At 64.2% G+C, this 12,107-nt stretch carries 10 protein-coding genes; 7 read left to right on the top strand and 3 right to left on the bottom strand.

The genetic code is table 11. The annotated features are described in order from the left end of the window. Positions 1-190 precede the first annotated feature (190 nt). Positions 191-2,362 (top strand): malate synthase G, encoded by a 2,172-nt coding sequence (locus NKJ06_RS31660; protein WP_352635428.1) that lies wholly within the window; start codon positions 191-193, stop codon positions 2,360-2,362. A gap of 205 nt (positions 2,363-2,567) precedes the next feature. On the opposite strand, the gene NKJ06_RS31655 is transcribed toward NKJ06_RS31660, so the two are convergent. The 3 genes from NKJ06_RS31655 to gshB all read right to left on the bottom strand — a co-directional run bounded on the left by NKJ06_RS31655 (position 2,568) and on the right by gshB (position 6,087). Next, positions 2,568-4,100 (bottom strand): YifB family Mg chelatase-like AAA ATPase, encoded by a 1,533-nt coding sequence (locus tag NKJ06_RS31655; protein WP_352635426.1) that lies wholly within the window; start codon positions 4,098-4,100, stop codon positions 2,568-2,570. A 244-nt stretch (positions 4,101-4,344) separates the two neighbouring features. Further along, positions 4,345-4,935 carry an NAD(P)H-dependent oxidoreductase gene (locus tag NKJ06_RS31650; RefSeq protein ID WP_352635424.1) on the bottom strand — a complete coding sequence of 197 codons (591 nt, stop codon included), beginning with the start codon at positions 4,933-4,935 and terminating at the stop codon, positions 4,345-4,347. A gap of 210 nt (positions 4,936-5,145) precedes the next feature. Further along, positions 5,146-6,087, bottom strand: coding sequence for a glutathione synthase (gene gshB / locus NKJ06_RS31645; protein ID WP_352635422.1), 942 nt, complete (start codon positions 6,085-6,087; stop codon positions 5,146-5,148). 338 nt (positions 6,088-6,425) lie between these two features. Here gshB and NKJ06_RS31640 point away from each other — a divergent pair, with 338 nt between their 5' ends. From NKJ06_RS31640 to NKJ06_RS31615, 6 genes are all read left to right on the top strand, one after another. Beyond that, positions 6,426-7,775: a putative bifunctional diguanylate cyclase/phosphodiesterase gene (locus tag NKJ06_RS31640; RefSeq protein ID WP_352635420.1), complete on the top strand. Its 1,350-nt coding sequence runs from the start codon at positions 6,426-6,428 to the stop codon at positions 7,773-7,775. A 260-nt stretch (positions 7,776-8,035) separates the two neighbouring features. Beyond that, positions 8,036-8,803: an SDR family NAD(P)-dependent oxidoreductase gene (locus NKJ06_RS31635; RefSeq protein WP_352635419.1), complete on the top strand. Its 768-nt coding sequence runs from the start codon at positions 8,036-8,038 to the stop codon at positions 8,801-8,803. After that, a complete protein-coding gene (locus NKJ06_RS31630) occupies positions 8,800-9,759 on the top strand; it encodes a 2-dehydro-3-deoxygalactonokinase (protein WP_352635418.1) in 960 nt (319 codons plus the stop codon). The genes NKJ06_RS31635 and NKJ06_RS31630 overlap by 4 nt, the downstream gene beginning before the upstream one ends. Beyond that, a complete protein-coding gene (locus NKJ06_RS31625) occupies positions 9,756-10,397 on the top strand; it encodes a 2-dehydro-3-deoxy-6-phosphogalactonate aldolase (RefSeq protein WP_352635416.1) in 642 nt (213 codons plus the stop codon). The genes NKJ06_RS31630 and NKJ06_RS31625 overlap by 4 nt, the downstream gene beginning before the upstream one ends. Then, positions 10,397-11,278, top strand: coding sequence for an SMP-30/gluconolactonase/LRE family protein (locus NKJ06_RS31620; RefSeq protein WP_352635414.1), 882 nt, complete (start codon positions 10,397-10,399; stop codon positions 11,276-11,278). The genes NKJ06_RS31625 and NKJ06_RS31620 overlap by 1 nt, the downstream gene beginning before the upstream one ends. Before the next feature lie 123 nt (positions 11,279-11,401). Further along, positions 11,402-12,107 (top strand): D-alanine--D-alanine ligase family protein (locus NKJ06_RS31615; RefSeq protein ID WP_352811934.1); only part of this gene is annotated, 706 nt, incomplete at its 3' end.

Here is a 12,107-nt window from a genome sequence, read left to right as displayed (position 1 = left end):
GGGGGGGGGGGCGCGGGGCGCCCCTCGGTGGGGGTGGGCCGGGGGGGGTGCGGGCCCAAAAGCCCCCCCCCGGGGGGGTCTTTGGGCGGGGCCACCGGCCGCTAAATACGCCACCTTCACCCTAAGCTGAATTGACCCGGCAAACCTGACATGCCAAAGGCCCGCAAAGCCTTTCATCTGGAGTAGCCTGATGACCGATCGCATCGAGATCGCCGGATTGCGGATTGCCCGAGAGCTTCACGAGTTCGTGGCCAAGGAAGCGCTGCCGGGCACGGGCGTCGACGCGGACGCGTTCTGGAACGGCTTTTCAGCCATCGTCCATGATTTGGCACCGAAGAACCGGGCGCTGCTGGCAAAACGCGACGCCATGCAGGAGAAGCTCGACGGGTGGTATCGCGAGAATGGCGCACCCGTCGACATGGAGGCCTACAAGGGCTTTCTGAAAGAGATCGGCTATCTCGTTCCGGAAGGGCCGGCCTTCAGCGTGTCGACCGACAATGTCGATCCCGAAATTGCTGTCGTCGCCGGCCCGCAGCTGGTGGTGCCGGTGATGAATGCGCGCTATGCGCTGAACGCCGCCAATGCACGCTGGGGTTCGCTCTACGACGCGCTCTACGGCACCGACGCCATTCCCGAAACCGACGGCGCCGAGAAGGGCAAGGGATTCAACCCCGCGCGCGGCGCCAAGGTCGTCGTCTGGACGAAGAGCTTTCTCGATGAGGCTGCCCCGCTCACCTCTGGCAAATGGGCCGGGGTCAACGGCCTGTCGCTGGCGCAAGGTGCATTGCGGCTGAGCGCCGGTGCCGGCTCGACCACGCTGGCCAACCCGAAACAGTTCGCCGGCTATCGCGGCGATGCCGCCAATCCCGATGCCGTGCTGCTGGTCAGGAACGGCCTGCACATCGAGATCGTGATCGACCGCAACAACCAGATCGGCCGCACCGATCCGGCGGGGATCGCCGATGTCATCCTGGAATCGGCGCTGACCACCATCCAGGACTGCGAGGATTCGGTCGCGGCGGTGGATGCTCAGGACAAGGTTGTCGTCTACCGCAACTGGCTCGGCCTGATGAAGGGTGATCTGGCGGAAGAGATCACCAAGGGCGGCAAGAGTTTTGTCCGCAGGCTCAATCCCGACCGCGCCTACACCGCGCCCGCCGGCGGCACGCTGACCGTGCCCGGCCGCTCGCTGATGCTGGTCAGGAATGTCGGCCACCTGATGACCAACCCGGCGATAACAGACCGCGACGGCAACGAGGTTCCGGAAGGCATCCTGGATGCGGCGCTGACGGCGCTGATCGCGCTGCACGATGTCGGGCCTAAGGGGCGGCGGATGAATTCCCGCGCCGGCTCGATGTATGTCGTGAAGCCCAAGATGCACGGGCCGGAGGAAGTCGCCTTCGCCGTCGAGATTTTCGACCGTGTCGAGGCCCTGCTCGGCATGGCCAGAAACACCATCAAGATGGGCATCATGGACGAGGAGCGGCGCACCACCGTCAACCTCAAGGAGGCAATCCGCGCCGCACGAGAGCGCGTCGTGTTCATCAACACCGGCTTCCTCGACCGAACCGGCGACGAGATCCACACCTCGATGGAAGCCGGTCCGATGATCCGCAAGGGCGACATGAAGCAGGCTGCCTGGATTTCCGCCTATGAGGCCTGGAATGTCGACACGGGGCTGGAATGCGGCCTGGCCGGCCATGCCCAGATCGGCAAGGGCATGTGGGCGATGCCGGATTTGATGGCCGCGATGCTGGTCGAGAAGATCGCCCACCCCAAGGCGGGCGCCAACACCGCCTGGGTGCCGTCGCCGACGGCGGCGACCCTGCATGCCACGCACTACCACAAGGTCGATGTCCATGCCGTGCAGGCCGCACTCAAGAACCGGCCCAAGGCCAGGCTCGACGACATCCTATCGGTGCCGGTCGCGGTGCGGCCGAACTGGTCGCCCGAGGATATCCAGAAGGAACTCGACAACAACGCCCAGGGCATTCTCGGTTATGTCGTGCGCTGGATCGACCAGGGCGTCGGCTGTTCGAAAGTGCCAGACATCAACGATGTCGGCCTGATGGAAGACCGCGCCACGCTGCGCATCTCCTCGCAGCACATCGCAAACTGGCTGCGCCACGACGTCTGCTCGCGCATTCAGGTGATGGATGCCTTGCAGCGCATGGCGACCATCGTCGACCGGCAGAATGTCGGCGATCCGCTCTACCGCCCGATGGCGCCCGACTTCGACAACTCGATCGCCTTCCAGGCGGCCTGCGACCTGGTGTTCAAGGGCGGCAACCAGCCCAACGGCTACACCGAGCCGGTGCTGCACGCGCGGCGGCTGGAACTGAAGGCGCAAGAAAAGGCCTAAGCGCCGGCGTTCCCTTCCCCCTTGAGGGAGGATGGCCCGAAGGGCCGTGAAGGGTCGGGCGTGAAGCGCGCCGACGCCCTTCAGACCACATGCCCTCGAGGGGCATGCCTGCGCCCTTTTTGATCACACTCGGTTTCAACAAAGGCCGAGCATTCTTCGGCGACCTCACCCGACTGCTCCGCGGCCACCCTCCCCTCAAGGGGGTCTAAGCCGCCTGCGCCATCCGTTCCGAACTCATGCGATAGGAAATCGCTTCGGCCAGATGGATGCGGCCGACGGTTTCGCTGGCGTCGAGATCGGCCAGTGTTCTCGCGACCTTCAGCACCCGGTGGTAGGCGCGGGCCGAAAAGGCGAGCTTTTCGCTGGCGTCCTTGAGCAGCGACAGGCCGGCGGCGTCGGGCATGGCGATCTCCTCGATGACCGAGGGCGAGCAATGCGCGTTGGTGGTGGCGCGGGTGGCGCCGAGACGTTCGAAGCGCTCGCGCTGGATGGCGCGGGCGCGCGCCACGCGCAGCGCCACATCGGCACTTTTCTCCGCCCGGTCGGGCCGGATCAGATCGCTTGCCGAGACCGCCGGCACTTCGATCCTGAGATCGATGCGGTCGAGCAGCGGACCTGAGATACGCGCCTGGTAGTCGGTGCGGCAACGCTCGCCGCGCAGGCAGCGATAGCCGGGCTCACCGGCCATGCCGCAGCGACACGGGTTCATCGCCGCCACCAGCTGGATGCGCGCCGGATAGGTGACGCGATGGTTGGCGCGCGCGATCATGCAGTCGCCGGTCTCCAGCGGCTGGCGCAGCGCATCGAGCGTCTGCGGCGTGAATTCGGGAAACTCGTCGAGAAACAGCACGCCATGATGGGCCAACGACACTTCGCCCGGCCGTGCGCGTATGCCACCGCCGACCATCGCCGCCATCGAAGCCGAATGGTGCGGCGCGCGGAACGGCCGCCGGTCGGTCAGCTTGCCTTCGCCGAGCTCTCCCGCCACCGAGGCGATCATCGAGACCTCCAGCAATTCCTTCGGCGCCAGCGGCGGCAGGATCGACGGCAGCCGCTGCGCCAGCATCGATTTGCCCGAGCCGGGTGGCCCGATCATCAGCAGATTATGGCCACCGGCCGCCGCAACCTCCAGCGCCCGCTTGGCGGTCTCCTGGCCCTTGATGTCGGCGAGATCGGGCAGGTCGCGCGCCGCGGCGTGGATGCCGGCTTCCGGCCGTGACAGCACCTGCGTGCCGCGAAAATGATTGGCGATGGCGATCAGGCTGCGCGGCGCCAGAATGTCGATATCCTTGCCGGCCCAGGCCGCTTCCGGCCCGCAGGCGAACGGGCAGATCAGGCCCTTGCCTTCGGCATTGGCCCCGATCGCTGCCGGCAGGGCGCCGGCGACCGCGGCGATCGTGCCGTCGAGCGACAATTCGCCGAGCACGACATAGCCGGCCAGCATGTCGCCCGGAATGGCGCCCAATGCCGCCATCAGGCCAAGCGCGATCGGCAGATCGTAGTGGCTGCCTTCCTTGGGCAGGTCGGCGGGTGCCAGATTGACCGTGACCTTCTTCGACGGCATCGACAGGCCCGACGCATGCAGCGCCGCCTGCACCCGCTCGCGGCTTTCCGCCACTGCCTTGTCGGCCAGGCCGACGATGTGCATGTTGACCTTGCCGGGCGCGATCATCACCTGCACGTCGACCGGCACGGCCTCGATGCCCTGGAAAGCGACCGTGCGAACCCGCGCCACCATTTTTATGCCCCCGGATAGGTGTTCGCCCATGCCCTGGCGACCAGGGTGTGAGCGAAGTCAAGGGAGACAACCACAGATTTCAGAGTTAGGCAAGAACATTACGAGAACATATGGCCGCCTCACAACGGTGAAGAATGCTGCCGGCAAGGACGCACGTTCATAAGTTGGGCTCGATCGGAAGCTCGAGCGCCCGCTTTGTCAAAGGCTCGCTCGCATCAAGGATGAGATACCCGGGCATGGATGGCTAGAATTTGTCAAACAGGCGCTCCGCCTTGCGGGCGAACATTTCCCTTTTGTCATAAGAAATGCTCTCGACAGAATATTTCGTCAGATAAAGGTGCGTCACGTTGCGGCCGCACATAGTCTTGAGGCCTCGCAGCAGAACTTTCCTCCCCGGGTTTTGCATGTAGAGTTCGGTATACCACCATGGCGAGCCGCATGTGGTAACAACGCCGATCCGCCGGATGTTCAATAGCGCCGGCTTGATCGTGCCACCGTCTGCCGGCAATTCGTAAGCCACCCCTGGTCGCCAAACTCGATCGAAATAGCCCTTCAGGATTGCAGGCATGCCCGACCACCATGTGGGAAAGCAGAAAACGCAAGCTTCCGCCCATCTCAACGCATCGATGTAAATCTGCAAATCGCCGGGTGCTTGAGCAGGATCGAAGTGGCCGCGTCTTTCTTCGGCATGCATCACAGGATCGAACTTCATTTGATGGAGATCGAAATCAACGACCTCGTCACCCCTGGCCTTGAGGGTCTGAACGACCCGTTTGTGGAGCGATGCCTGGTAGCTGTCGGCTAATGGATGCGCGTAGACGACATTAATTTTCATGGCGTGGGCCTTCAGGCTTCGGACTACACACACATATTAGCGGTCACGCAACCAACAAGGAACAGCAGGTCAGCGGCGGGGAAAGGAAAAGCCTTTTGCCAATCGCCTGGTCAAAACAAGAACACTGCAGGAACATGCAACCGCCCCGGTCGCGGTCAGGTTGCTCCCGGTTGCAAAAGCGGAACATGGTTAAGACAAAATGAAACCGGCTTACTTCCGCTTCCCCTCGACCGCTTCCCAGAACAGGCTGGCGATGTCGGCGCCGCCGAAGCGCTGGACTTCGCGCACGCCGGTCGGCGAGGTCACGTTGATCTCGGTCATGTAGTCGCCGATCACGTCGATACCGACCAGGATGAAGCCGCGCTCTTTCAGCGAGGGCCCGATGCGGGCGCAGATCTCGCGTTCGCGTTCCGTCAGCTCGGTTTTTTCGGCGCGGCCGCCGACATGCATGTTGGAGCGGGAATCGTGTTCGGCCGGCACCCGGTTGATGGCGCCGACCGGCTCGCCGTCGATCAGGATGATGCGCTTGTCGCCCTTGCGCACGTCCTTGAGATAGCGCTGCACGATATAGGGTTCACGGAACATCTGGCCGAACATTTCGAGCAGCGAGGCAAGGTTGCGGTCGCCCTCCAGCAGATGGAAGATGCCGGCGCCGCCGTTGCCGTACAGCGGCTTGATGATGATGTCGCCGAACTCCTTGCGGAAGGCGGCAACTTCCAGCGGATCCTTGGTGATCAGCGTGTCCGGCATCAGGTCGGGAAACTCGGTGACGAAGATCTTTTCCGGGCTGTTGCGCACCCAGGCCGGGTCGTTGACCACCAACGTCCCGGGATGGATGCGCTCGAGGATGTGCGTGGTGGTGATGTAGTTCATGTCGAAGGGCGGATCCTGGCGCAGCAGGACGACGTCCATCTCCGACAAATCGGTGCGCACCTTCTCGCCCAGCGAATAGTGGCTGCCCTTCTCGTCGCGCACCTGCATTTCCTCGATGCGGGCAAACACCTTGCCGTCGAGCAGCGACAGCCGCTCGGGCGTGTAATGGAACAGTTGATGGCCGCGCCGCTGCGCTTCCAGCGACAGCGCGAACGAGGTGTCGCCGACGATCGACACGGTGGAGATATGGTCCATCTGGACGGCGATTTTCAGCTTCATGGCGGGTCTCCGGCGGACTCGGATGGGGCGACTGTCTTGCCTGTACAGGCTCACTATGCGTCTGCCAATCGCGACCTTTTGAAGATTGGCATAAGCAAGCCGCAAAGCCAGGCCGGCCCCCGATCTCGCCAGCCATCTGGAGACAAGGCGAGGCGCCGCTTCATCCAACGGCGGGAAACGACTGAAGATGTGCGTGAAAACAAAGGTTTGACGCACCCGTCTCGACCTTCCCGAAGGTCATGCGCTTTACCCGTGAAAAATCTATTTCGCGATACGTTTCCTAAAGGGTTTGCTGCCAGTCTCGAAATAAATTCCGACGTCACAAAACAGGGACACCGATGCAAACTTCGTTTGGCACCGGTCAGGCAAACAGGGAGAGCACGGATCTGGCATTCACAGATCCGTTGACCGGGCTTGGCAACCATCGCCGGTTCTTCGACAAGGTCGATCGCCTGATAAGCGACCGTGCCGACGATCCCGCACCCTTTACCGTCGGCATCCTCGACCTCGACGGCTTCAAGCCGATCAACGACCTGTTCGGACACAAGGCCGGTGACGATATCTTGATCCAGGTCGCGATGCGGCTGCGCGCCTCGATGGATGGCTACTCCACGGTCTGCCGCATCGGCGCCGACGAATTCGCCTTTCTCTATCCGATGGTGTTCAGCGAGGAAGCGGCGGCCGAAAAGTCGCGCATGCTGATCGAGATACTGTCGGCGCCCTACGATGTCGGCGAACGCACTGCCAGGCTTTCGGCTTCGGTCGGCTGCTCGCTGTTTTCTTCGGGCGACGAAACCACCGAGATCCTCATCAACAAGGCAGAGACGGCACTCTACCACGCCAAGCGTTCCGGCCGTGGCCGCGTCGTCGTCTACACCCGCGAGATGGAAGAGGCGGCCAAGCGCGTCACCCGCATCGAACAGGCACTGCGCCGGGCGGTCTCGGCCGGCGAGGTGGAGCCGCATTTCCAGCCCATCGTCGACCTCAACACGCGCCGCACCGTCGGCTTCGAGACGCTGGCGCGGTGGACCGATCGCGATCTCGGGTCGGTGCCGCCAACCGTCTTCATTCCCATCGCCGAGGAGCGCGGCATCATTGGCCCGCTGTCGCAGTTGGTGCTGCGCAAGGCGACAGAGGCGGCCCGGAGCTGGCCGAAGGACCTGTTCCTGTCGTTCAACCTGTCACCCTCGCAGCTCGTCGACCAGAACACCGGCCTGCACATACTGGCGATCCTCGATCGTACCGGCTTCGATCCGCGCCGGCTGGAGATCGAGATCACCGAGACTGGCCTGATGAACGACCCGGCCTCGGCCGCGCAGATCGTCGAAGACCTGCGCCGCGTCGGCATCCGCGTTTCGCTCGACGATTTCGGCACCGGCCAGTCCTCGCTCGGCCGCTTGCGCGAATTCCATTTCGACAAGCTCAAGATAGACCGCGCCTTCGTCTCCTCGATTCTCGATGATAGGCCGTCCGAACACATCATCCGCGCCATTCTCGCCATGTGCGAGGGGCTCGGCATGGATGTGGTCGCCGAGGGCATCGAGCAGGAAGCGCAGGCCGATCGTCTGGTCCAGTTCGGCTGCGCCGGCGGGCAAGGCTATCTGTTCGGCAAGCCGGCCGATGCCGCCGCCACACTCGGCTACCTCCGCGATTCCTTCCGCGGGGCCCTGCGCGCCAAGGCAATCTGATCACTTGTCTCGAAGTCGCCGCCAATCTCGATGTGCGCAATCCGATGCGGCGCATTGTCGTTTTGTCTGACATAAGGCCAGAAATCCGAAGGTTCGCCCTTGCCCGCGCGCCTTGCGTGGCTAGGATGCGCGCCGGTCTGGCTACAGCGCCGCGCGTCCTTCAGGACGCGCAAAGGACGTTATAGCATTTTATATTTGCGCATGATCCCTTTCCAAAAATCGATCCGATTTTCGGGGTCATGCGCTCGGAGAGAAAAGATATGATGCCATCGGCGAATTTTGCCGACCTCGAAGGCGCTTCGGTGCTGATCACCGGCGGCGGCTCGGGAATTGGCGCGGCACTGACCGAGGGGTTTGTGCGCCAGGGCGCCAATGTCGCCTTCATCGATATCGCCGATGGTCCAAGCATGATACTTGCCGACCGCATCGAGAAGGAGTTCGGACGGCGGCCGCTGTACCTCAAGACCGATTTGCGCGACGTCGAGGCCTTGCGGGCGTCGGCAGCCAGGGCGGCCGAGGCGCATGGCGATGTCACCGTGCTGGTTAACAATGCCGCATGGGACGAACGCCACGCCGTCGAGGATGTGACGGTTGAGTTCTGGGACAACAATCAGGCCATCAATCTACGGCCGCATTTCTTCACCGCGCAAGCGGTGGCGCCGGGCATGAAGCGTGCCGGCGGCGGCTCGATCATCAACTTCACCTCGACATCCTATCTGATCAACCATCCCGACATGCCGTCCTACACGGCCGCCAAGGCCGGCATTCTCGGCCTCACCAAGGGGCTGGCCGGCAAGCTCGGCGTCGACGGCATCCGCGTCAACGCCATTGCGCCGGGCTGGGTGATCACCGAGCGGCAGAAGGAGCTCTGGGTGACCGAACAGGGGCTTGCTGCCCATGTTGCCAAGCAGTGCATCAAGCAGGTGATGCAACCGGACGACATCGTCGGCACGGTGCTGTTCCTGGCCTCGGACGCGTCGCGCATGCTGACCGCGCAGATGCTGATCGTCGATGGAGGTTTCCTGTGAGCCCAGGGTTTGCCGGCAACGCACCGGCGGTAGCCGCCGTCGACTGGGGCACGACCCGCATGCGGGTCTGGCTGATCGACGGGCAAGGCAAGGTGCTTGCCGAACGCCGCGGCGATGATGGCCTGATCACCGCCCAGCAAAAGGGCTTTTCGACCATCCTTGAAGGGCATCTGGCGGCGATGGGAGCATCGGAAGCCCTGCCCGTGATCATCTGCGGCATGGCCGGCTCCCGCCAGGGCTGGCTGGAAGCATCGTATGTGCCGGTGCCGGCGCCGCTCAGTGCCATTCTCGGCGGCGCTGCCAAGGTGCCCGGCCAGAGCCGCGACATCCGCATCGTTCCGGGCCTTGCCCTGCGTCTGGCCGATGCGCCAGACGTCATGCGCGGCGAGGAAACGCAGCTTGCCGGTGCCGGCCTGCCGGCCAAGGGGTGCCAACTGGTCTGTATGCCCGGCACCCATTCGAAATGGGTGCTGGTCGAGGACGGCGCTGTCACCGGTTTTGGCACCTGGCCGACCGGCGAACTGTTTTCCGTGCTTGCCGCGCACTCGATCCTGCGCCATTCGCTTGGCGAACATCCGAAGCCCGTCACGGCAGACAATCCGTTCTTCCGCCGCTGGTGCGAAACCGCATTGGCCGAAGGCGGCGATGTCACCTCGCGGCTGTTTTCCATTCGCGCCGCCGGCCTGCTTCAGGATCTGAAAGCCGACGATGCCGCAGCCTGCCTGTCCGGCCTCCTGATCGGCGGCGAGATCGCCTCGGCCAGCCGCCGCCATGGCGCCGGCGCGGAGCCCGTCGTGCTGGTGGCATCCGGCGCGCTCGCCACGCTTTACAGTGAGGCGCTCGGCCTCGCCGGGCTCGCAGTGCGGGCTGTCGATGCCGACGAGGCGGTGCGTGCCGGTCTCGTCGAGGCTGCGCGCGAAAACGGCATGATCGCCAAAACCGGAGCAGCCCCATGAGCCAGACCGCACCTTTTCCCAAGCTTAAGCGCGGCTTGGTCGCCATCCTACGTGGGCTGAAACCGACTGAGGCAGTCGCCATCGGCCAAGCATTGTTCGACGCCGGCATCGAGGCGATCGAAGTACCGCTCAATTCACCGGAGCCATTTTCCTCGATCGCCGGGATCGTCGAAGCGCTTCCGAAAACGGCTCTGGTGGGCGCCGGCACGGTGCTGACGCCGGCCAATGTCGATGGCCTGCACAAGGCCGGCGGGCGGCTGCTGGTCAGCCCCAACATCGATGCCGAGGTGATGGCGCGCGCCATGCACTATGGCATGGTCACCATGCCCGGCGTGTTCACGCCGACCGAGGCTTTCCTGGCGATCAAGCTAGGCGCTTCGGCGCTGAAGTTCTTCCCGGCGAGCGTGCTGGGTGCTGCCGGTATTTCCGCGATGCGCGCGGTGTTGCCGGCGCAAACACTGGTCGGTGCCGTCGGCGGCGTCTCCGAAAAAGATTTTGCCGGCTACAAGGCGGCGGGCGTGACCGCCTTTGGTCTGGGCTCCAGCCTATTCAAGCCGGGCATGAGCGTCGACGAGGTGGCCGGGCGGGCCCAGGCGGCGGTGACAGCCTGGGATGCAACGTTCGGCGGAGAGGCATGATGAGCGAAGCCATCGTTTCGGTTTTTTCCGATCATGTCTGCCAACTCGGCGAGGGGCCGAGCTACGATCCCGCCACCGATACGCTCTACTGGTTCGACATCGTCAACAGCCAGCTTCTGGAAAAGCGGCTGTCCGGCGGCTCGACCACCGTCCATGAGCTTGGCCAAATGGCGAGCGCCATCGCCGTCATCGACGACAAGCGCCAGCTGATCGCCGCCGAGACCGGCCTTTATGTCCGCGATGTCGCGACCGGCAAGCTGACGCTGCACACGCCTGTCGAGGCCGACAATGCGGTCACGCGCTCCAACGATTCCCGGGTCCATCCCTGCGGCGCCTTGTGGGTCGGCACGATGGCCAAGGACGAGAGCAAGGGCGCTGGCTCGATCTACTGGTTTTTCAAGGGTGAGCTGCGCAAGCTGTTTTCCGACATCACCGTCTCCAATTCGATCTGCTTTTCGGAAGATGGCGCGCTCGCCTACTACACCGACACTTCGACCGGGTTGCTGATGCGCGTCGCTTGCGACCCGACCACCGGCCTGCCCATCGGCGAACCGAAAATCTTCGTCGATCACCGCTCGTCCAAGGGTTTTGTCGACGGCTCGGTGGTCGACCGCGACGGCGTGCTGTGGAATGCCGTCTGGGGCGGCAAGGTGGTCAAGGCCTATTCGCCTGAAGGCACGCTACTGCGCGAAATCCCGATGCCGGTGACGCAGCCATCCTGTCCGGCCTTCGTCGGCAAGAACGCCGACCGGCTGGCGGTGACTTCCGCCTGGAAGGGCAAGGACGAGAAGCAGCGCCAGCTCGATCCGCAGGCGGGCATGACCTTCCTGCTCGACATCCCCGTCAACGGCCGCTTCGAGCCGCGCGTGCTGATCGCCTGAACTGCATTCTGCGGTCGGCCCGTGTGCTGTCGTGCAGGCGCCTGTGCCGTGTCGGTTTCGCGAGAGCCTGACGCCTTGACCGTGCGATGGTAGGCGATCGCACCGCCGGGAAGCGTTCATTTCATGCCGAGCCGCAAGCCAAGACTGATCCTCGTCCATGAGCCGGAAAAGGCCTGCTTCGATCGTCTGGTCGCCGATGGTCACGCACCGGAGCGCGCCGCTGAGATCGCCTCCTATCTGGCGCAGTCGACCGATCTCGCCACTGAATTCGAAGCACTCGGCCGCGCCTGCCAAGCACGCGGCCTGTCTTTCGCGCCGGTAGCGCTCGACGAGGCCGCAGGCGTGCTAGCCGGCGAGGATCCCGGCACGACGCTGGTCTGGACGCTGACCGACGGCATCGCCTATTTCCGGGGCGGCGCCGCACCCGCTTTGGCGAGATTGGGCGGCTTCAAGACGATCGGCGCCGACGATGCGCTGTTTGCGCTCTGCCAGGACAAGTTCCGCGCTGGCGCCGTGCTTGGCGCGCTCGGCCTGCCGGTGCCGCAAGCCGGGCTTGCGCGCGACGGCAAATGGCTGGTCGAGCCGCCGGCGTCTCCCACCGGCTGGTTCGTCAAGCCCAACCGGCTCGGCGCCAAGATCGGCATCTGGCCGGATTCACGCTGCCACGATCTCGGCCACGCACTGGAGCTCAGCCGGCGTGTGTTCGCTGCCTATCGCGATGACGTCGTGGTCCAGCCCTATGTCGCCGGCCGCAACGTGCGCGCCAGTTTCCTCGGCCTGGTGCCGGGCGCCGGGGCCGCAGCGCTTGGCGTGGCCTGTGTCGATTCGG

The sequence above is a fragment of the Mesorhizobium sp. M0293 genome (assembly GCF_040321735.1).
Taxonomy (GTDB): Bacteria; Pseudomonadota; Alphaproteobacteria; order Rhizobiales; family Rhizobiaceae; genus Mesorhizobium.
The sequence above is the reverse complement of the archived record's forward strand: the minus strand, read 5'-3'. Positions and strand labels throughout refer to the sequence as shown.

Coding starts and splice junctions, on each gene's coding strand:
- NKJ06_RS31660 (WP_352635428.1), top strand. CDS start 191: ATGACCGATCGCATCGAGATCGCCGGATTGCGGATTGCCCGAGAGCTT.
- NKJ06_RS31655 (WP_352635426.1), bottom strand. CDS start 4,100: ATGGTGGCGCGGGTTCGCACGGTCGCTTTCCAGGGCATCGAGGCCGTG.
- NKJ06_RS31650 (WP_352635424.1), bottom strand. CDS start 4,935: ATGAAAATTAATGTCGTCTACGCGCATCCATTAGCCGACAGCTACCAG.
- gshB (WP_352635422.1), bottom strand. CDS start 6,087: ATGAAGCTGAAAATCGCCGTCCAGATGGACCATATCTCCACCGTGTCG.
- NKJ06_RS31640 (WP_352635420.1), top strand. CDS start 6,426: ATGCAAACTTCGTTTGGCACCGGTCAGGCAAACAGGGAGAGCACGGAT.
- NKJ06_RS31635 (WP_352635419.1), top strand. CDS start 8,036: ATGATGCCATCGGCGAATTTTGCCGACCTCGAAGGCGCTTCGGTGCTG.
- NKJ06_RS31625 (WP_352635416.1), top strand. CDS start 9,756: ATGAGCCAGACCGCACCTTTTCCCAAGCTTAAGCGCGGCTTGGTCGCC.
- NKJ06_RS31620 (WP_352635414.1), top strand. CDS start 10,397: ATGAGCGAAGCCATCGTTTCGGTTTTTTCCGATCATGTCTGCCAACTC.